The organism is Streptomyces fumanus, from assembly GCF_014655295.1.
GTDB classification, from domain to species: Bacteria; Actinomycetota; Actinomycetes; order Streptomycetales; family Streptomycetaceae; genus Streptomyces; species Streptomyces fumanus.
On record NZ_BNBI01000004.1, the window covers coordinates 167,964 to 188,136 of the forward strand.

Below are 20,173 nucleotides of genomic sequence, written 5' to 3' on the forward strand. Positions count from 1 at the left end.
CTGAGATTCCCCGCCTACGGTGACGACCGTGCCCACCCTCACCGACTCCGTCACCCTGACCGGCCCCCTGGACCCCGGCGCCCTGCGCCGCGCGACCGCACCGCTCACCGTCACCGTCGACGCCGCGGCCCGGGCCCGGGTGGAGCGCGGCCGGCGCCTGTTCCGCGCCCTGCGCGAGGACGGCCCGGTGTACGGCGCCACCACCGGCTTCGGCGCCCTGGCCGGCTACCCGGGGCGCGCCGACGAGGCCGACCAGTGCGACAACACCCTCGCCCACCTCGGCGCCGGGCAGGGCCCGGACCTGCCGCGGGAGGTGGTCCGCGGCGCCCTGCTGCTGCGCACCTGGTCCCTGGCCCAGGGGCACTCCGGTGTCTCGGCCGAGGTGGTGGACCGGCTCGCCGCGATGTTCGCCACCTCCTTCGCCCCCGCCGTCCCCCGCTACGGCTCGGTCGGCGCCAGCGGCGACCTCATCCCGCTCGCCTACGCCACCCAGGCCCTGCGCGGCCGGGGCCACGCCTACCTGGACGGGCGCCGGACGCCCGCCGCCGAGGCGCTCACCGCCGCCGGGCTGACCCCGCTCACCCTGGACGGCCGGGACGCGCTCGCCCTGGTCAACGGCACCTCCGTCACCACCGCCGCCCTCGCCCTGGCCCGCGACACCGTCCGCGCCGCCCACCGCGCCCTCACCGACCTCACCTGCCTGCTCGCCGACCTGCTCGGCTGCGACCCCGGCTTCCTCGACGCGGACCTGCTGCGCGCCTACGGCCACCCCGGCGTCGGCACCGTCGGCACCCGGATGCGGCACGCCCTCAGCGGCGTCCGCCCCTCGGGCACCCGGCCGCTGCAGGAGCCGTACAGCATCCGCTGCGCCCCGCAGCTCCTGGGCGCCGCCGAGGACGCCCTGGCGTACGTGGACGGGGTGGTCGCGGCCGACCTGCGCGGGATCAGCGACAACCCGATGTTCTTCGCCGGGGACGCCGGGGACGCGGTGCCGGGCAAGGTGGTGCACGGCGGGAACTTCTTCGGCCAGCCCGCCGCGTTCGCCGCCGACCTGCTCGCCACCGTCACCGCCCAGCTCGGCAACCTCGCCGAACGCCAACTGGACCTGCTGGTGGACCCGGCGCGCAACGGCGGACTGCCGCCCATGCTCACCACCGCCCCCGGCGTCCAGCACGGCCTGCAGGGCGTGCAGCTCGCCACCACCGCCTTCGTCGCCGAGATCCGGCGCAACGCCGTGCCGGCCGCCGCCCAGAGCCTGCCGACCAATCTGCACAACCAGGACGTCGTCCCCTTCGGCACCCAGGCCGCGCTGCGCTCCTACGACCTGGCCGACCTGCTCGGCCTCCTCGTCGGCTCGCTCGGCCTCGGTCTGCGCCAGGCCGCGCACGCCGGGGCCCGCCGGCCCACCGCGCCGGGCCCCGCCGCCCTCCTGGACGCCCTGGAGACGGCGATCGCCCCGGTGGAACCGGACCGTCCGCTGGACGCCGACGTACGCGCCGCCGCCCGGCTGCTGCTCACCCGCGACCTGCCGTGACCGGCGTCGACCCGGTGGCCACGGGCGGGGCGGCGCAGGAGGGCAGCCGGATGGTGAACCGGGCGCCGCGGCCGGGCCGGCCCACCGCGGTGACCGTGCCGCCGTGGCTCGTCACCACCTCGCGCAGCAGCGCCAGCCCCAGCCCGTACCGGCCGCCGTCCCCGGCCCGGTGGAACCGCTCGAACAGCCGCTCCGCCTCGGCCGGCGCGAAACCCGGCCCGGTGTCCGACACCGTCAGCTCCACCGCCGTACCCGAGCGGGCCAGCGCCACCTCGATCCGCCCGCCCGCCGGGGTGTGGCTGATCGCGTTGGACAGCAGCTCGCCCACCGCCCGGCGCAGCGCCGACTCGATCCCGCCGACGTACAGCGCGCGGTGCGCGCCGTCCACCGTGACGGCCAGCCCGCGGTCCCCGGCCCGCTCCGCCTCCTCCGCCACCACCGACCCGGCCAGCGCCGCCAGGTCCACCGGCGCCCGCTCCGCCGGCCGCGCCGGGTCCGCGGTCAGGGTCGCGGAGAGCAGCAGGTCGTCCAGGACCGCGCCGAGCCGCCCCACCGAACCGACCAGCCGGTCCAGCCCCGCGCGGTGCTCCGCCGGCAGCTCCGCGGCCCGCGCCTGCCGGGCCAGCACCTGTGCGCGGGTGTACACCCGGGTCACCGGGGTGCGCAGCTCATGACTGGCGTCCGCGACGAACCGGCGCTGCCGGGCCAGCGCTTCGGCCAGCGGCGCCACCGACAGCCTGCCGAGGACCGTGCCCGTGACGGCCGCGGCGACCAGCCCCACCAGTTCCGCGACGCCCAGCGCGTACCAGAGGTGCCGGCGGTCGGCGAGCTGGAACCGCATGTCGAACACCGCCTGCACCACGTTCCCGTCCGCGCGGACCTGACTGCGCACCCGGTAGACCGTGCCGGCCCGGTGCACCACCCGCTCCACCGCCCGGCCGGTCCGGCGCGCCCGGTCCAGGTCGGCCCGGACCGGGAACCCGTCCGGCGCGTTGGCGAGCGGGGCGACGCCGTCCGCGTACAGCCAGGTGCACACCGGCGGGCTCGACAGGTCGCCGCGCGAGGCTCCGTAGCGCAGTTCCCGCCACACCTGGTCGCTCTGCGCGCGTGTCATCACGGCGTCCGCGACGAGGCCGACCATCACCATCAGCAGCGTGATGATCGCCGCGGTGATCACGGCGATCCGCAGCCGGGCCAGCCGCACCTCCGTCCGCTCCGCGAACTGCGAGAACCTCACAGCGCCCCCAGTTTGTAGCCCAGGCCGCGGACCGTGCGCACCACCTGCCGGCCCAGCTTGCGGCGCAGGTAGTAGACGTAGGTGTCGACGATGGACGAGGCGGGCGCCTCCTGGAAGACCATCCGGCGCAGCTCCGTGCGCGAGTAGACGGTGCCGGGCCGGGAGGCCAGCGCCCACAGCAGCGCGAACTCCCGGGCGGCCAGGGCGATCCGCTGCCCGTCGGGCAGTTCGACCTCGCGCGGGCCGACGTACAGCCGGCCGGCGCCGATCCGCAGCACGTCGGTGACGTCGAGGGAGCGCCGGCACAGGGCGCGCACCCGGGCGGACAGCTCGTCGAGTTCGAACGGTTTGACCAGGTAGTCGTCGGCGCCCGCGTCCAGGCCGTCGACCCGGTCGTTGACGGTGCCCATCGCGGTCAGCAGCAGCACCGGGGTGCGTACCGCGCGGGAGCGCAGCCTGGCCAGCAGGTCCAGGCCGTCCAGCACCGGCAGCCGCCGGTCCAGTACCAGTACGTCGTACTGCCGGGTGAGCCCCAGGTGCAGGCCCCGCTGCCCGTCGGTCGCGGTGTCGACCCGGTAGCCGTCGTCGCGCAGTACCTCGGAGAGCATGTCGGACATCTCCCGGTCGTCCTCGACCAGCAGCAGCCGTCCCGGCTCCCGTCCCTGTCCGTGTGTCACCGTGCGGCTCCTCTCAGCCCCGCCTCGTCCTCAACTCCCGCGCGGCTCACGGAAGTTCCGCTTCCGCGGCAGATGGCCGAACGAGGATTCGACCGGCGGGGTCAAGCTAGCGCGTACCGGCCGCATCCGGACCGGCCGCGTCCGCCGGTGGCCGGAAAGAGACGCCCGTACAACCCTTCCGGTCCTTCGCGGGTCCAGGAGGCACGACGAGGTGGGAGACGCCCGCGCACACCAGGTCACAGGGATGGCCTAAGATCCGTAGGCCCCTCACCTAAAGATCAAGTAAGAGGATGTACACGTCATGACCGTCCGCGCCCCCCGCCGTTCCCTCCGGGGCATATCCGCCGTTGCCGCCCTGCTCGCGATCGGCGCGGCCGGCTGCTCGGACGTGTCCGACGCCGTCGACAGCGCCAAGGACGGCGCCAAGAAGGTGGCGCGCCAGCGCTCGGTCTTCTCGCTGGACACCGGCGACTGCTACAACCCGGGCGGCAAGGCCGAGGGGACCGCGTACACCGTGGAGATCGTGCCGTGCACGGAGCCGCACGTGGGCCAGGTGGTCGGCGAGTTCACGATCGACGGGGGCGGCAAGTACCCCGGCGACGGCAAGGTCTCGGCCGCCGCCGACACCCGCTGCCCGGTCGAGGCGCAGAAGTACGCCCCGGACACCTGGGCGCTGCCCAAGGGCGCCGAACTCTTCTACTACACCCCGACCAAGGAGAGCTGGGCCACCGGCGACCGCGCGGTCAGTTGCACCTACACCGCCCAGAAGGGCACGCTCAGCGGCACGCTGGACACCGTGAAGTCCCTCAGGCCCGAGCAGCTCACCTACCTCAAGGGCTCGAACGCCGTGTACGAGGCGCTGTGGGCGAACCAGCCCGAGGCCGACACCGTCGAGGCGGACCTGGCCGGATACAAGGCGCAGGCCAAGGCCGTCGCGTCCGCCCTCGACGCGCATGTCGAGGGCCTGGACGGCATCGAGGGCGCCGAGGTCGGCAGGCTCCGCTCGACCCTGGCGAAGGCGGCCGGCGACTGGGAGAAGGCCGCGAACGCCGCCGACGCCGACGCGTTCTACCTCGCCTACGACCCGGCGTTCACCGGCATCGACCCGGCCGAGTCGGTCGCCGCCCGCAAGGAACTGGGCCTGGCCACCACCGTCCCGGCCGACGAGGCCGAGGTCTGGGCGGGCTGACCCGCCGGCGGGGCGGGGCGACGGCCCCGCCCCCGTGCCGCGGGATTCACCCGGCGGACGTCCACGGCTGCGGATCGTGCGGCGGGTCGCGCAGGATGCCGGCCGTGATGTCGGCCAGTGACCGGCCGGTGCCGAAGGCTTCGGCGCGCATCCGGGCCAGGGCGTCCTCCGGCGCCAGACCCTGCCGGGAGGCCAGCGCCCCGACGGCGCGGGCGGTGTCGAACCAGTGGGACCGGACGATCTCCTCCGGTTCCCAGGCGGGCGGCCGCCCGCCGCTCAGCAGCATGTCGCGGGTGGACATGAGGGCGGCCGACACCGCCTCGGCCACCTCCTCCGCCTGCTCCAGGTCGTGCGCGTCCAAGGCGTGGGCGCGACGCGCCAGCAGGTCCACCGACCCCAGGACGTAGTCGCCGAAGAACAGGGGCAGCGCGTAGACCGACACCACCCGCGGCAGCTTCTCGCGCACCGAGGCGCCGAACAGCGGCCAGGGCGTCACCTCGTGGCGCAGGTCGTCCACCGCGACGGTCTCACCGCTGTACGCGGCGCTGAGACAGGGGCCCTCCAGCACCGTGAACTGGATCTCCTCCAGCACCAGGGCGTCGTCGTCGGAGGCGGCCAGCAGTTGCCGGGCGGGGGTGTCGGTCAGGAGCGAGAGGGTCGCGCCGTCCACACCGAGCCCCTCGCACACCGCCGCGCAGATCCGCCGGGGGATCTCCTCGGCGCGCGTGCCGGCGGCGACCTCGGCGACCAGCCGTGCCGTCTCCATCGCTCTCGAGGTCATCCGGCACTCCGCTCCCGCTGTACGCCCGGTACGGATCGGTGTGCGTGCCCGGGGCGCCGTGACGCCCCTGTGTGCTGAAGAGTGGCCATGTGAGCGAAGTACCCGGAGCCGCACGGAGAACGCCCGTGTCCCGCGGCCCACCCGCCGGAGCCCGGCGCTCCTGTTACCGAATGCGGACAGATACGAGTGAACGACCCCCCATCACGGGGCCATCTTCTGGGGCAGCACGAAACAGCCGACGCGGCCGGCCACCCCGCGAGAACCGGGGAAGGCGCCGCGTCCCTACTCTGCCGACCATGGGGGCTTCCATCATGACCACGCACCGTCTCCTCCGTACCGTCCGTTCCGCCGCCCTGGCCGCCGGCACCGCCGCGCTGGCGCTGGGCCTGACCGCCTGCGCCGGTGCCGACGGCGGCCCGAAGGCGGCGGGCGGGGACCGCACCGCTGCCACCGCCCAGGGCCGGTCCACGTCCGTCGTGGACGGCGACGGCGGTGCGCAGCAGATCACCAGCCGGACCACGGCGGCCGGCGCCCGGCAATGCCACGGCGACGAACTGCTGGTCACCGCCGTCCACCGGTTCGCCGGCCGGCAGGGCGACCACCTGCTGGTCACCGCGTCGAACGAGGGCACCGAGCCCTGCTGGGTCACCTCGTACCCGGCCGTGGTGCTCGACTGGAACACCGACAACGTCGCCCTGCCGCACGCGAAGCAGGACGCACCGGGCGGCGACCGGCACCTCACGCTCCGCCCCGGAGGCAAGGTCTACACCGCGGTGAACCTCTTCGACCACGGCACGCGGAGCCGCACGGCACGGTCCTTCGCCCTCGCGCTGCGCGGCCCGGACGGCCACGCCGGCCCCTACTACTCCGTCGACGTCAAGGGCCGTGACGCGCGGTTCCGCTGGACCGAGGCCGACGTACTGAACTGGAACACCGAGAAGCCGTACGACTTCTGACGCCTCCCCGGCCTCCGCCGGCACCCCGTGGCCCCGGGCCGCCCGTCAGCTCGGGGCGGAGTCGTCCGGCGGCAGGATCTCGACGTACCCGTCGGTTCCGTGGACGCGGACGCGCTGTCCGTCGCGGATGAGCCGGGTCGCCTGTGCCACGCCCACGACGGCGGGCAGGCCGTACTCGCGGGCGATCACCGCGCCATGGGTCATCAGCCCGCCGACCTCCGTCACCAGCCCCGAGACGGCGACGAAGAGCGGCGACCAACTGGGGTCGGTGAACGTCGTCACCAGGATGTCACCGGGCCGCAGGTCGGCCCGCGCCACGTCGTGGACGACACGGGCCCGCCCCTCGACGGTGCCGGCGGAGACCGGCAGACCGGTCAGCGCACCGGCCGGCACGTCGTCGCGCCGGTACGTGCCGTCGAGGGCCTCGCCGTCGGAGGTGAGCACCCGCGGTGGGGTGAGCGCCCGGTAGGACCGGTAGGCGTCCTTGCGCCGCTCGATCAGGCCGGGCTCGACCCGGTGCGAGCGCACGGCGTCGCGGAGTTCGTGGAAGGTGAGGTAGAAGGCGTCCTCCCGCTCGGCGAGCACCCCCGCCCGCACGAGTCGCCCGGCCTCCCGCAGCAGCGCCTGCTTGTAGAGGTAGGTGCGGCTGACGATGTCGTACTTGGGGTACTCCCGGTACCCGATGAAGGTCCGCACCCGGTCGATCATCCGCTTGGTCTCGGCGGCCTTCCGGTCCCCGTCCGGCAGCGACCGCAGGCGGGACAGCACCTCGTGCTCCTTCTCGCGCGCCTTCCGGCGCCCTTGTGCGAAGCGCCGCTCGGCGGCGCCCGGTGCGAAGGCCCGCACATTGTCGAGGATCAACGGCACCAGCGCGGCGGGCTGTTCGGCCCACCGCGGCCTGGTGATGTCGATCTCGCCGACGCAGCGCATGCCGTACCGGCCGAGGTAGGTCTCGATGGCCTCGCGGGCCGCGCCGCCGCCGGGGAGCCGGGCCAGCTCGTCCAGGAAGCCGTCGTCCTCGACGCCTTCCAGGAACGCCACCACCTCCGGGTGCGGGCGCACGGCGTCCGCGACATCGAGCAGTTCCAGGCCCATCCGCGAGGTGATGTTGCCGGGGGCCGACAGGGTGAGGGTGTCGGCCGCGTTCTTCTCGCCCAGCCACTGGAGCAGGTGGTCGTTGAGCCACCAGGTGGCCTCCATCCCCGCCATGATCACCTGGATGCTCAGCGGATCGCTGAGGACGCGCTTGTGCTCCGCGAAGGCGTCGAGCAGGAAGTCGAACAGCTCCGGTCCGGTCCGGGTCCGGATGTCGCGTTCCAGGGCGGCGAGGGACGCCCGGCTGCGTGCGATCAGTTCGGTGACGACGGCCGGATCGGTGTCGAGGGGAGCGGGCGGTGCCCCGGCCGGCGCCCCGCCGCGGCCGGCGCCCGGGTCGGGGAGGGCGGCGAGGAGATCCTCGCGGTCGAGGAGGGTCTCCAGGGCGTTCCTGGTCAGCGGATCGCCCTTGCCGATGACGTCCAGCAGCCCGGCCCGGGCGGCGGGCGCGGCCAGGCGCGGGGTGACGTCGACGAACAGCCTGCCGCCGGCCTCGTGCATCGGCACCATGGCCGTCATCCGCCACATGGACAGCCCCAGGGGCTTCATGGCGTCGGTCATCATCTGCTGATGGCCGACGGAGAGATAGACGCGCGGGCCCGCGTCGGTGGTCTCGGGCACCGGGAACAGCGTGGTGATCGGCCGGCTCTGCACGATCTGGAACTCGTCACCGGTCAGGCACCACTCGATGTCCTGCGGGCGGCCGAAGTGCTCCTCGATCCGCCGCCCGAGCCGGACCAGCCGGACCACCTGCTCGTCCGTCAGCGCCGGCTGCCGCTGCCGCCGCTCGTCGATCCGTACCTCGTGCGTACCGCCGTCGGGCAGTGCCTGCACGGCACGTTCCTTGACGGAGATCGTCCGGGTGACGATCTCGCCGTCGCGGACGGTGAAGACGTCCGGGTTCACCAGCCCGGACACCAGGGCCTCGCCGAGGCCGAAACCGGCGTCGACGGTGGCGACCTTGCGGTTGCCGGTGACGGGGTCGGCGGTGAACAGGATGCCGGACGCGTCCGGGAAGACCATCCGTTGCACCACCACGGCCATCCGGACCGCACGGTGGTCGATGCCGTTGCGCGCGCGGTACACCACGGCCCGCTCGGTGAACAACGAGGCCCAGCACCGGCCGATGTGCCGCAGCACCTCCGCCGGTCCCACGACGTTCAGATAGGTGTCCTGCTGGCCCGCGAAGGAGGCCGTCGGCAGGTCCTCCGCCGTCGCACTGGACCGGACGGCCCAGGCGGTACGCTCGCCGAGCCGGCCGAGCGCCCGGGTGACCGCCTCCGCGATGTCGCCGGGCACCGCGACGCCCTCCACGGTCCGGCGGAGCTCGGCGCTGAGGGCACGGATTCCGTCCCGGTCGTCCGGGTCCAGGGCGGACAGCTCGTCGAGGCGGTCGCCGATCCCGGGTTCCGCGGCCAGGACGCGCCGGAAGGCGTCCGTCGTCACGCAGAAGCCGTCCGGCACCCGGATGCCCTCGATCCGGGACAGCGCCCCCAGGTGCGCGCCCTTGCCGCCGACGACCGCGGCCCGCGGCTCGGCGGCCGCCCGCAGGTCCAGCACGTACTGCTCGGTCATGATGATGCGATACCTCCATGGCAGCCGTGCCCCGCCGCACTGCGCTGGTCGGTGGAACTCCCGGCGCCCGAGATCCGGGGAACCTCTGCCCGGCGCCGTTCCCGTCCGTGGCCGCACCGCTCGTCCCGGCGATCACCGGGTCCGTCGTTCGCGCAGGTGGCGGCCACGGCCGACGATTCTGCGGCACCGCCCGGGCCTTGTGGCAAGCCCCCATGCCTGCTATACGTTAGGAGAGGCAGGGAGCGGAACTCCCTGCCTTTGTCATGGGTACGTGCCTGGCGCGGACGCTGCCGGGGCTGCCCCGGCCCGGAGGCACTCGGCGGTCAGGCCGCCTTGCAGTGGTCGTCGGCGCTCAGCGCGGTCCGCATGTGCTGGAAGCGATCGAGGTCCGCCCAGGTGTCGCGGTCGGGCGGAGCGGGCCGGCGACGCCCCACGGCGCAGGCCCAGACGCCGGCCACGACACCGGCGAGAAGCGGGACGAGCAGCCACAGCACGGCGCTCACGGTTCTTGCCTCCTTAGAGGTCAGGGGACGGACGGCTGGCCGGGCGGTGCGCCGGGTCAGGTCGTGAGCTGCCGGGGCGCTCCGCCGGACACGGCGATCCTGCGGGGCTTGGCGTGCGCGGCCAGCGGGATGCGCAAGGTGAGTACGCCGTTGTCGTAGACCGCCTCGGCCGCCGCCGTGTCCAGGGCGTCGGACAAGGTGAGATGACGGGTGAACCGTCCGACGGGGCGCTCGGTGAGCACCGGCCGCGCGCCGGCCGGGATGGGGGAGGGGCGCTCGGCGCTCAGCGTGAGGGTGTCGCCCTCCGTGGTGAGGTCGATGCTGGAGCGGTCCATGCCGGGCAGGTCGAACTGGAGGTAGAACGCGTCGTCGTCGCGCCAGGCGTCCACCGGGATGACCGAACTGCCCGTACGCGTCAGTTCCCGCGCGAGCCGATCCAGATCACCCAGAGCGCCGGTACGCGCAAGCATGCCTGTGTCTCCCTTCACTGTGACGCGGTGCTTCCGGGCCGCCCGCAGGGACTGCGACGGGCCTCGCGGACGCCCCTCATCCATATAGCGCACATCACCTTCCCTGCCAAGTCCACGCTAGAAGAAGTTGACACCATGGCACTCAACTTCTGTCCGCGCGGAAAGGAGCGGCGGAGCCTCACGAGCCCTTGGTACGGTGCGCCGATGGCAGAGATCAAGAAGTTCCAGGTCACCTTCGACTGCGCGGAACCCGAACGTCTCGCGCGCTTCTGGTGCGAGGTGCTGGGCTACGTCGTCCCCCCGCCGCCGAAGGGGTTCGACACCTGGGACGACTACACGCGCGCGCAGCCCCCCGAGCAGCGGGGTGCGTGGTTCGCCTGCGTCGACCCCTCGGGAGTGGGCCCGCGGCTGTACTTCCAGCGCGTCCCCGAAGGAAAGGCCGTCAAGAACCGCGTCCACCTCGATGTGCGGGTCGGCACGGGACTGGTGGGCGAGGAACGCCTCGCCGTGCTGGAGGCCGAGTGCGCGCGTCTGGTCGCGCTCGGCGCGGTCCACGTACGGACGCTGTACGACGGCAACGACGCGTGCATTCCGATGCTGGACATCGAAGGCAACGAGTTCTGCGTCGACTGACGGCTCCGCCCGTTCGGCGCGGACCGGCTTCGGGGCAGCGGGACACCCCTGCGGTCCCCCGCTGCCTCCCGCCGTCCGCCGGTCAGGCCCGGACCACCGGTGCTTGCAGTTCCGTCACCCAGTCGTCGCGGTTCTCCGGGCACTCCAGGTTGATCTCACGGGGGTACCCGGTCGACCGGTAGCCGTTGGCGTCGATCCAGCGGGCCAGGGTCTGGGCCGTGGGGAGCACGGTGTCCATCGAGCCGCGGTGCACGATGGTCGCCGCCCGGTCGAGCGGCGGCAGATCGACGATGCGGAAGTCGCCGTCCTGGACAGGGGCGGCCACCTGGACGGCGGCGTGCACGGTGATCCGGCCGCCGCCCTCCGGGGCGTCCTCGTAGCAGGCCACACCGGGGCCCGTGGGCGCGACACCCGCCGCCTCCAGGCGCCGGAACAGCTCGTCGTAGAGCGGCCCGATGACCGGGCCGATGTCCTCCGGCGCGTAGCTCGCGGCCGTCGCGGTCAGCTCCGCCACCCGTACGGCGGGGACGTTCTTGAGGACGACGTCGTCGGTGGGCATGTGCCCCTCGCTCTCGATCGCTCGGAGCCTCGCCTCGACCTGGACCAGCCGGGTCCGGGCGACCGCCATCGCGGCCTCCAGTTCGGCCCGCCGCAGCCGCAGCATGCCGCGCAGCTCCTCCGTGCCGACCTGCTCGTCCACGATGTCCCGGACCTGCTGGAGGGTGAACCCCAGATTCTTGAGCGCGATGATCCGGTTGAGGCGGGCGAGCTGGGCCGCGGTGTAGTAGCGGTAGCCGCTGGCGGGGTCGACGTGGGCCGGGCGCAGCAGTCCGGTCGCGTCGTAGTGACGCAGCATGCGGACCGAGACGCGGCCGTGCCGGGCGAAGTCTCCGATGGTGAACATGATGTCTCCGAGCCGACCGCCTGACACGGTGTGAGGGTCAAGAGGCTACCCGGCTGCCGCCCCCGGACGACCGCGCCCCTACACCCCCGTCCTGATCTCGATCAGCTCGGGGCTCTCGAGGACGCGCAGGGAGAACCGCCACAACTGGCCCTCGTGGGTGCTCACGTAGACGACGCGGTGGACGCTGTCCAGCGCGACGCCGAGCGGGGAGAAGGCGCCGCTGCTCTTGACGACCACTTCCCGTTCCTGGCCGCTGGCCAGGTCGACCCGGTAGAGGACGTCGTTCCAATGGTCACCGACGTAAGCCGCGCCCGCGCCGTCCAGGGCGAGGCCGCCGCTTCGCTGCGTGGAGGACGGGGCCACCGGGCGCGGCGTGCCGGATGTGCCGGCCTCGATGTCGATCTCCCGCAGGGACTTGGTCTCGTCGAGGTTGCCGGTGTACGCCTTTCCGCTCCCGTCCAGATCCACTGCCGAGGTGAGGTTCCCGAGGCCCTCGGCGAGTACTTTCGGCCGGCTGTCCTTGCTCCGCACGTCGACCTCGTAGAGAAGTCCGTTCGAGGTGGTGACGTAAGCCTTCTCGCCCGCCTTGTCCAGCCGGATGCCGTACGCGTTGCCGACGTCCGCGATCTTCTCGGGGTGGCCGCTGGAGAGCCGCACCCGGAGCAGGTGACCCAGGTTCCGCACGGTGATGTACGCGTTGCCCTTGCCGTCCAAGGCCACACCGCCGAGTTGGCCCAGGCGGGCGCCGGCGGTGCCGCCGGTCATGACCTGGCGCTTGATGTGGGTGGTCAGATCCACCGAGTACAGCTTGCCGTCGTCGGTGACCACGTACGCCTTGTCGTGCGCCACGTCCACCGCGACGTCCGGACAGGATCCCATTCCGTCGGCCAGCAGGACGGCGCCCTCGGTCTGGTGGTAGGTGTCCTTCAGCGCCTTCTCGGTCTCCTCGCTGATCTGCGGCTGGTTCTCTTCGCCGATCTTCGCCGAATCCGTGAAGACCTTCTGACCGGCCGACGTTTTCACGCTCGACGCTGCCGTGCCGGACGTCGACTTGGGGTCCTCGCTGACCTTCCGCTGGCCGTCGGCCGCCGACTGGAAGTTCTTGAAGTGCGGTTGGAGGAAACCCTTCATGACATCCAGTGCCCCGTGCGCGGTCTGCCGCGGCTGCCACGGATCACGGCCGCTCTCGATGCTGCGCACATACGCCGATACGTCCCCCGAGACGCTCTCCTCGTCCTCGTCCCAGTGGCCGTCTCCGGTGCCAGGAATGCCTTTCCTGACCTCTTCGGCGGACTTCTCGGCATCACCGGCCCGGGCTTTTCCGCTGCTGAAGGCATGGCCGAAACCGCTGTTACCGCTGTCGGAGCCGTTGTCATCAGACATGAGCTCTCTCCCTGCTTCCTCGCCGGATGTGGGTCAACCCTTGTAGAACGGTGCTTCCTGCTTCTCGTAGCCGTCGCTGAGTTCCAGGTTCTCGAGTTCGAAGACCTCGGCCTCCCCGGCGAGGACGGAGACGATCTCGGCCTCTCCCTTCTGTGTGAGGTACTTCTTGCCGTCCTCGATCAGTTCGAGGAGGTCGACCGCCCGCGCGACGACTTGGCAGTACTCCTCGGGAGGGGTCTTGCCGCTGCGGTCCTGGGTCTGGGCGCGACAGCGTGTCCGGGAATCCTCCACTCCCGACACGGCTTGGATGCTGGAGTACTCCACCGGCTTGTCGTAATAGAGCGCGACGAAGCCCCCGAAGGTGATGGGAAGCTCATAGTCGAACTTGCTCACCTTGCGTCGCTGCGTGGCCCGTACGACCGCCCGGCTCCCCACTTCCCCGCTGAGCGAGAACGATCCCTTGAACTGGGTCGTGAACGAGCCGCTGACCGACGCGCTGATGCCGAGCATCAGTTGGGCCGACAGCTCACCGGTTCCGGTGGCGGTTCCCGTGGCGGCCGACGTGCTGGTCGCCTGCGACTGCGACTCCACGTCGACGCCCTGGTTGTCCCGGCTGTTCTTCAGCGTGACCTTGTGCGACTTGTTCATCGCCATGCTCTGCTGGAGTTGCTGTTGCAGGGACGCGGTCGTCTTCGCCCCGAAGGTGAGCTGCACCTGCCCCTGGAGCGACCAACTGATCGTGTTCGACACCGAGAACTCGAATCCGGCGGTCCAGGTGATCGGGCGAGGGTCGGTCCGGTTGACGAACGTGTTCTGGTAGATCACATCAGGTGGAGGCTGCTGGATGTCACTGCGTTCCTCGATCAGCGGTACGCCGATGTTCATGTAGGTGGTCCAGCCGCGCTGGTGCGCGGAATCCCCTTCGGGGAAGGCGCCGTACCGCACCTTGTTGATGGAGAATCCGGTAGGGGCGATCCACTCATCGGGATCGCTGGGTGAGTTCTTCTTGAGCCGCCCCCGTACCGCGTTCCATTTCTCCTGAACCTGGCTCCACTCCGCGGGCTTGTCCTTCTCCCGGCTCATGTCCTCCCACTTCTTCCACTTCCTCAGGATGGAGGGGGGTTCGCCGGTGAGGATGTTGAGTTCCCTCTGGTTCTTCTTGGTCAGCGGGTGGCGCATGAACCTGGTGGGCTTGTAGGTCTTGCCCACCACGTGGTCACTGGCAGTGCCGGTTGCCTTTGACGTAGGGGTGTCCATGTCTGCGTGCCTCCTGCGGGTAGCCCTCGTTCCGTGCTACCCGGCGGTGCGGAGCGGCAGCCTCCCGGGCACCCTTGTCGAGGGGCGCGTAGAAGCGGGCGGGGTACAGGGGAGCACGCGGATATTTGTCAGACAATCGGAATTAATGCACTCCGACCCGCTGCCGATGCCGTCCCTCACGAAGCCCGAACGGGCGTCCCGTCCGGGGCGAACGAGCGGGAGAAGGTGAAGGCGCGCGGCGCAGGGCCGTGATCGTGCAGGTGTTCCAGCCTGGAGACCCCGTCCTGCCAGGTGGGTGTCACCTCGTCACCGACCCACCAGCACGTGTGATTCGGCTGGCCCGCCCTCTCGAACCAGTCGTAGCGCCTGGTCAGCGCCGTACGGTGCGGGCCGGTGTAGACGGCGTCGAAGGCGGAGCGCGGGTCGGTCCAGAGCGAGAGGGTCGCGGCCAGGGCGGCGGTCTCCGCCGTACGCCCTTTGCCGTACCAGGCCGGTACGGCGAACTCCCCCCACGCGCCCCAGTCCGCCTCGAAGAGCACGCCCCGGTCACCGTCCGCCGCTTCGGCGTGCGCGAGGTACCCGGGGTGCTGACTGATCCGCCGGTAGACGGCCTCACCGATGGCGTAGAACTCGTCCGTGCGGGGCGAGGGATCGGCGAGAGGTGAGGTCAGGACGCCGAAGGTGTACAGCGCGAGGTGGGGCATGGGTCTCTCCCTGACTGGGGTGCCTGATGCGCACTCGATCCGGTGGCTGCCGCGGGTGGCCCGGCTCAGCCCGGTGAGAACCCCTGTGCGACCGCCGACGGCCGGGTGAAGGTAGCCGCCCCCGCGGCTGCTTGTCGAAGTTGCGCTTTCGCGGTCCAGGTGGCCTGCCGACCACCGCCGCCTCCGGCTCCCTCGGATCCCGTTCCGGCCCCTCCCCTGCGGTAAATCACGGGCCCGCCGGCCCCGCGGCGTGCTACCTTGCCGGACTTTGCTCCGGCCGGAAGGAGAAGCATGGCCGTCCCCTCCCCGCACAGCGGGTTCCTCAGCGAGGTACTGCCCCGGATCAGGCAGGACGCACGGGTGGCCGGGGTCGCCGTCGCGGGGTCGATCGCGGGGGGACACCCCGACGAGTACTCCGACGTGGACCTGATCGTGGTCGTCGAGGACGAGGCGTTCGACCCGGTCATGAGGGAACGGCTCGCGCTGATCGGCTCCTGGACCGACCTGGTGGCCGGGTTCACCGGGGAGCACGTCGGCGAACCCCGCCTGATCATCACCCTGGTCGGGCCGCCCCTGCTGCACGTCGACTTCACGTTCGTCCGGGTCCGCGACGTCGCCGAGCGCGACGCGGACCCGGACATCCTGTGGGACCGGGACGGCCGCCTGGCCGCCGCCCTCGCGGACCGGCCGCCGGCCGCCCCGCCGCTCGACCTCCAGTGGATCGAGGACCGGTTCTGGATCTGGGTGCACTACGGTGCGACGAAACTCGGCCGTGGAGAACTGTTCGAGGTCATCGGCTTCCTCGCCTATCTGCGCGAGACCGTCCTGGGGCCGCTGGCCGCCCGCCGGGCGGGCGCGGCCCCCCGCGGCGTGCGGCACCTGGAGACCCTCGCACCGGCCGAGGCGCGCGACCTCCGGTCGACCGTGTGCGGTCACGACCGGACCGACGCCGGACGGGCGCTCCTCGCCTGCGTCGGGCTCTACCGCCGGTGGCTCGACGACACCGGGGCGGCGGTCGAACGCCGCCGCCACGCCGAGGAACTCGCCGTGCGCTACCTCCACGACATCCTGGCCCGGCAGAGCTGACGCGGCGGGGGATCAGCCGCCGATGTCCGACTCCTGCGCGGCGGCGACGATCGCCGTGGCGTCCTCGGGCAGCAGGTATCCGGCGTCGACGGAGCCCTGCGCGGCCGTGCGCACCTTGTTCACGTAGTCGGCGTGGGTGGGGTAGAGGCGGCTGAGGTCAGGCTCCGCGGTGGGCGGGAAGTTCGGGTCGGACGGGTCGCCGTCGTCGTGCCGGTCCCACGGGTCGCTGTCGCCGTTCCACGCGTCCCGGGCGCCGTACAGACCGCAGAAGACGCCGCTGCCGGTGGTGTCCCGCGAGCCGGTGAGCGTCCGGGTGGGCACGGTCACGTCGGGCAGCCGCACGCCGCCGCCGGCCAGCCCGGTGGCGGGGTCACGCAGTACGGTGCTCAGGGGCTGCCCGCTGGGCGGCCGGTTCCCGCCCCGCGCCCAGGCGGCCAGGTGGCGCAGCGCGGCGTTCATCGCCCAGTGGCCGGGCCCGTCGTTGAAGGGCGCGGAACCAGCGGCGCAGTCGGCCGACGGCGCGGCCGCACCCGCCGACTTCTCCACGGTGGGCTGACCGAGGTCGTAGGCCCACTGGTCGCCGTGGGCGGTGCCGGCCAGTTCCCAGTGCACCACGCTGCCGGTGTCCGGCTGCCGGGCGATCGCGGCGGCGGGCACGTCGGTCTCGGTGAGGACGACGAACGTCGGCACCGTCAGGTCGGTCCGGATCCGGGACGGATTGGGCATCAGCAGGGTGTCGGCGAGCGCGCCGCTGATCGGGGCGGCGACCGCGCTGTTGCTGTGCACCATGAAGCCGTCGTAGACCTTGGAGACCGGCTGCACGGCGTTGACGTACGTCGTCATGAAGCCCGCCGACTGCGACTCGCCGTCGGCGAGCAGGGTGCGGACGGGCAGCCCGCCGAGCGGGTCGGGTCCGTTCGGGCTGCGCAGCGCCTGGCCGGCCTGGGAGAAGATGTCGTAGGCGAAGGCGTCGCCGGGGTGGACCAGGCTGCCGTACCGGGCGGGGTCCCAGCCCTTGAGGCCCTTGATGTCGCCGAGCCCGCCGTTGACGCCGACGGCCTGGGCGGAGACGCCGACCCAGGCGTACCCCTGGCGCAGCAGCTCCTCGCGCTGGAACCAGTAGTCCGGGGAGAGTTCGATCTGGCCGCTGACGTTGAGCCACTCCACGACCACCGTGCCGTTGAACTCCGCCGGGTCGGCCGGGCGGCGCACCAGCATGCGGCTCTTGTACGCGGCGGTCCCGGACGCGCGGACGTTCCAGCGCCCGTCCGAGGTCCACAGGCCGGACTTGCCGTACGAGGTGGCGGTGCCCGAGAACAGGTACTCGCTCTCGGTGTAGCCGAACGAGCCGAGGTCCTCGGCCGCGGCGAGGAAGGGGAAGCCGTGGCTGCCGGCGGGCGGGACCGTGATCACGGGGCTCGCGGTCACGGCGGGGGACGCGCCGGCCGGGGCGGTCAGCGGGGTGCTCAGCAGGGCGCCGCAGAGCAGCGCTCCCAGTGCGGTGGCGGTGACGGACCGCCGGGTTAACCGGGCGAGTAGGTGCACGGGTGCCTCCGGGAGGGGTTACCAGTGGGCCGACCGCAGTCTCGGCGTACCGCCGCGGGCTGCCATCGGCGAAACCACCGGCCCTCGTCCGGCCGCCGGTGGCACGTCCGTGCGTCGGCGCGTCAAGGGACGGGACGGGGCATGCCTTCCTTGGGGTGGTTTCAGCGGGCCGGAGCCGCCGTCGGCGAAAGGAGGCGCCAACACTGGCCAGGGGTGGCACGGGCCACCGGGGAAGGGGGCGCGGCATGGCCGGCGGCACGGTTCTGATGGCGGTGGCGGAGCGTCCGGAGGACGGGGGAGCGGCGGCCGGGCAGTGGGCGCGGATCGCGGAGGAGATCCGGGCGGGCGGGCTGCGGGTGCGGTGGGCGGTGAGCGCCGCCGACGCCGAGGCGGTCCTGCGCACGGAGGCCGGACTGGCCGCCGCGGTGGTCGCCTGGGACCTGCGGTCCGGGACCGGGGAGGACGAGCCGGGAGGCGCGGCGGTACTGCGCCGGATCGGACACCGGTTCCGTGAGCTGCCGGTGTTCCTGGTCATGACGGGGGAGGGGGTGTGCGAGCTGCCGCTGTGGGTGTCGCAGACGGTGGTGGGCTATGTGTGGCCGCTGGAGGACACCCCGGTGTTCCTCGCCGGACGGATCGCCTCCGCCGCGCGGGCCTACCAGGACGCGCTGCTGCCGCCCTTCTTCAAGGCGCTGCGGCGCTTCGACGACGCGCACGAGTACTCGTGGCACACCCCGGCGCACTCCGGTGGCGTCGCCTTCCTCAAGTCCCCCGTGGGCCGGGCGTTCCACGACTACTTCGGTGAGCGGTTGCTCCGCAGCGACCTGTCGGTCTCGGTGGAAGAACTCGGCTCGCTGTTCGAGCACACCGGCCCGATCGGGGAGGCGGAGCGCAACGCCGCGCGGATCTTCGGCTCCGAGCACACCTACTTCGTCCTGCACGGCGACTCCACCTGCAACCGGCTGGTCGGGCACTTCAGCGTGGCCCGCGACGAGATCGCCCTGGTGGACCGCAACTGCCACAAGTCGATCCTGCACGGCCTGGTCGTCTCCGGCGCCCGCCCGGTGTACCTGGTCCCGGCCCGCAACGGCTACGGCCTGGCCGGGCCGCTGCCACCGGCCGAGGTCGCCGCCGGATCGGTGGCGGCGAGGATCGCGGCGAGCCCGCTGGCGGACGGCGCGGTGTCGTCGCGCGCCCAGTACGCGGTGTTCACCAACTCCACGTACGACGGGCTGTGTTACGACGCGGTGGCGGTGGCCCGCGCCTTCGCGGCCGGCACGCCCCGGCTGCACTTCGACGAGGCGTGGTTCGCGTACGCCCGCTTCCATCCGCTGTACGCGGGCCGCTACGGCATGTCGGTGGACGAGGGGAGCTTCCCGGGCCCCGACCGGCCGACGGTCTTCGCGACCCAGTCCACCCACAAGCTGCTGGCGGCGCTGTCCCAGGGTGCGATGGTGCACGTCCGGCCCGCCGAGCGGGCACCGGTGGAGCCGCACCGGTTCAACGAGACGCTGATGATGCACGGCACCACGTCACCGCTGTACCCGATGATCGCCTCGCTGGACGTGGCCGCGGCCATGATGGACGGTCCCCAGGGCCGGTGGCTGATCGACGAGGCGATCACCGAGGCGGTCCGGTTCCGCCAGGAGATGGTCCGCATCGGGCGGCGGATCGAGACCGCCGGGGACCGGCCGCCCTGGTTCTTCGGGGTGTGGCAGCCGACGGAGGTGACCGACCCCGCGGACGGGTCACGGATGGCGTTCGACGAGGCCCCGGCGGAACTGCTGGGGACCGAGCCGGCCTGCTGGCACCTCGCACCCGACGCCGACTGGCACGGCTTCGCCGGCCTGACCGACGGCTACTGCATGCTCGACCCGGTCAAGGTCACCCTGACCTGCCCGGGGCTCGACGCGGCCGGCGCGATGGACGACTGGGGCATCCCGGCCCGCGTCCTCACCGCCTACCTCGCCACGCGCGGCATCGTCGTGGAGAAGACCGACAGCTACACCGCGCTGGTGCTGTTCTCCATGGGCATCACCAAGGGCAAGTGGGGCACGCTGCTGGACGCCCTGATGGACTTCAAGGACCTCTACGACGCCGACGCCCCGCTGGACCGGACGCTGCCCGGCCTGGTCGCCGCGCACCCGCGGCGCTACTCGGGAGCGGGTCTGCGCGGCCTGTGCCAGGAGATGCACGACCACCTGCGCGGCGCCCGCCTGACCGAACTGCTCGAAGGGGCCTTCACGGACCTGCCCGAACCGGTCGCGGTGCCCCAGAGCTGCTACCAGCGCCTGATCCGCGGCGGCACGGAGCGGATCTCCCTGGCGGACGCGCCGGGCCGCGTCGCCGCGGCGATGGTCACGGTGACCCCACCGGGCATCCCGGTCCTCATGCCGGGCGAGAGCATCGGGGAGGCGGACGGCCCGCTGCTGCGCTACCTCGGTGCCCTGGAGGCATTCGACCGCCGCTTCCCCGGCTTCGGCAGCGAGACCCACGGGGTGACCCGCGCCCCCGACACGGGCGACTACCTGATCGAGTGCCTGCGCCCCGACGGACAGGAAGGGCCGGCCGGCGCCGCGACGCCCGCGCAGCGGCAGGGCGAGGGCAGCGAGCACCGCTCCCCTGAACCCCGGTGACCGCCCGG

Annotated in this window: 17 protein-coding genes; 6 read left to right on the plus strand and 11 right to left on the minus strand. The window is 72.6% G+C overall.

The window, feature by feature from the left end; translation table 11 throughout:
• The first annotated feature begins 28 nt into the window (after nucleotides 1-28).
• Nucleotides 29-1,534, plus strand: a complete 1,506-nt coding sequence (locus IE316_RS10245) for an HAL/PAL/TAL family ammonia-lyase (protein WP_190203892.1) — start codon at nucleotides 29-31, stop codon at nucleotides 1,532-1,534.
• Here the strand turns inward: IE316_RS10245 and IE316_RS10250 are convergent.
• Both IE316_RS10250 and IE316_RS10255 read right to left on the minus strand, forming a co-directional pair.
• A complete protein-coding gene (locus IE316_RS10250) occupies nucleotides 1,515-2,771 on the minus strand; it encodes a sensor histidine kinase (RefSeq protein WP_229910309.1) in 1,257 nt (418 codons plus the stop codon). The two genes, IE316_RS10245 and IE316_RS10250, sit on opposite strands and share 20 nt — an antisense overlap.
• Nucleotides 2,768-3,448 carry a response regulator transcription factor gene (locus IE316_RS10255; protein WP_268257638.1) on the minus strand — a complete coding sequence of 227 codons (681 nt, stop codon included), beginning with the start codon at nucleotides 3,446-3,448 and terminating at the stop codon, nucleotides 2,768-2,770. Before IE316_RS10255 ends, IE316_RS10250 begins: the two co-directional genes overlap by 4 nt.
• A 301-nt stretch (nucleotides 3,449-3,749) precedes the next feature.
• Between IE316_RS10255 and IE316_RS10260 the strand changes: the two genes are divergently transcribed.
• On the plus strand, nucleotides 3,750-4,637 hold the full coding sequence (locus IE316_RS10260; RefSeq protein WP_190203893.1) for a septum formation family protein: 888 nt from the start codon (nucleotides 3,750-3,752) through the stop codon (nucleotides 4,635-4,637).
• A gap of 46 nt (nucleotides 4,638-4,683) precedes the next feature.
• On the opposite strand, the gene IE316_RS10265 is transcribed toward IE316_RS10260, so the two are convergent.
• Nucleotides 4,684-5,418 carry a GAF and ANTAR domain-containing protein gene (locus IE316_RS10265; RefSeq protein ID WP_190203894.1) on the minus strand — a complete coding sequence of 245 codons (735 nt, stop codon included), beginning with the start codon at nucleotides 5,416-5,418 and terminating at the stop codon, nucleotides 4,684-4,686.
• A 296-nt stretch (nucleotides 5,419-5,714) separates the two neighbouring features.
• Between IE316_RS10265 and IE316_RS10270 the strand changes: the two genes are divergently transcribed.
• Nucleotides 5,715-6,374: a DUF4232 domain-containing protein gene (locus IE316_RS10270; protein WP_229910310.1), complete on the plus strand. Its 660-nt coding sequence runs from the start codon at nucleotides 5,715-5,717 to the stop codon at nucleotides 6,372-6,374.
• 45 nt (nucleotides 6,375-6,419) lie between these two features.
• Here IE316_RS10270 and rph read toward each other — a convergent pair whose 3' ends face one another.
• From rph to IE316_RS10285, 3 genes are all read right to left on the minus strand, one after another.
• The gene (gene rph, locus IE316_RS10275; protein WP_190203895.1) at nucleotides 6,420-9,044 is read right to left on the minus strand and encodes a rifamycin-inactivating phosphotransferase; all 2,625 of its coding nucleotides are present in this window, start codon (nucleotides 9,042-9,044) and stop codon (nucleotides 6,420-6,422) included.
• Between the two features lie 323 nt (nucleotides 9,045-9,367).
• Nucleotides 9,368-9,547, minus strand: a complete 180-nt coding sequence (locus IE316_RS10280) for a hypothetical protein (protein WP_190203896.1) — start codon at nucleotides 9,545-9,547, stop codon at nucleotides 9,368-9,370.
• A gap of 56 nt (nucleotides 9,548-9,603) precedes the next feature.
• Complete coding sequence (locus tag IE316_RS10285) at nucleotides 9,604-10,017, minus strand: Hsp20/alpha crystallin family protein (RefSeq protein WP_190203897.1); 414 nt, start codon at nucleotides 10,015-10,017, stop codon at nucleotides 9,604-9,606.
• A gap of 204 nt (nucleotides 10,018-10,221) precedes the next feature.
• On the opposite strand from IE316_RS10285, the gene IE316_RS10290 reads away from it, so the two are divergent.
• Nucleotides 10,222-10,650, plus strand: a complete 429-nt coding sequence (locus IE316_RS10290) for a VOC family protein (protein WP_190203898.1) — start codon at nucleotides 10,222-10,224, stop codon at nucleotides 10,648-10,650.
• Between the two features lie 82 nt (nucleotides 10,651-10,732).
• Here the strand turns inward: IE316_RS10290 and IE316_RS10295 are convergent, their stop codons facing one another.
• From IE316_RS10295 to IE316_RS10310, 4 genes are all read right to left on the minus strand, one after another.
• Nucleotides 10,733-11,554 carry a MerR family transcriptional regulator gene (locus IE316_RS10295; RefSeq protein WP_190203899.1) on the minus strand — a complete coding sequence of 274 codons (822 nt, stop codon included), beginning with the start codon at nucleotides 11,552-11,554 and terminating at the stop codon, nucleotides 10,733-10,735.
• A gap of 78 nt (nucleotides 11,555-11,632) precedes the next feature.
• Nucleotides 11,633-12,937: an NHL repeat-containing protein gene (locus tag IE316_RS10300; RefSeq protein WP_190203900.1), complete on the minus strand. Its 1,305-nt coding sequence runs from the start codon at nucleotides 12,935-12,937 to the stop codon at nucleotides 11,633-11,635.
• A gap of 33 nt (nucleotides 12,938-12,970) precedes the next feature.
• Nucleotides 12,971-14,149, minus strand: coding sequence for a gluconolaconase (locus tag IE316_RS10305; protein ID WP_229910311.1), 1,179 nt, complete (start codon nucleotides 14,147-14,149; stop codon nucleotides 12,971-12,973).
• Between the two features lie 221 nt (nucleotides 14,150-14,370).
• Nucleotides 14,371-14,898 (minus strand): DUF3291 domain-containing protein, encoded by a 528-nt coding sequence (locus tag IE316_RS10310; protein WP_190203901.1) that lies wholly within the window; start codon nucleotides 14,896-14,898, stop codon nucleotides 14,371-14,373.
• Between the two features lie 291 nt (nucleotides 14,899-15,189).
• Here IE316_RS10310 and IE316_RS10315 point away from each other — a divergent pair, with 291 nt between their 5' ends.
• Entirely contained in the window at nucleotides 15,190-15,984 is a 795-nt protein-coding gene (locus tag IE316_RS10315; RefSeq protein WP_190203902.1) for a nucleotidyltransferase domain-containing protein, read from the plus strand.
• Nucleotides 15,985-15,996: 12 nt separating this feature from the next.
• Here IE316_RS10315 and IE316_RS10320 read toward each other — a convergent pair whose 3' ends face one another.
• Nucleotides 15,997-17,529: an alpha/beta hydrolase domain-containing protein gene (locus tag IE316_RS10320; RefSeq protein ID WP_190203903.1), complete on the minus strand. Its 1,533-nt coding sequence runs from the start codon at nucleotides 17,527-17,529 to the stop codon at nucleotides 15,997-15,999.
• A gap of 245 nt (nucleotides 17,530-17,774) precedes the next feature.
• Between IE316_RS10320 and IE316_RS10325 the strand changes: the two genes are divergently transcribed.
• Nucleotides 17,775-20,165 (plus strand): Orn/Lys/Arg family decarboxylase, encoded by a 2,391-nt coding sequence (locus IE316_RS10325; RefSeq protein WP_190203904.1) that lies wholly within the window; start codon nucleotides 17,775-17,777, stop codon nucleotides 20,163-20,165.
• The last annotated feature ends 8 nt before the right edge of the window (nucleotides 20,166-20,173 follow it).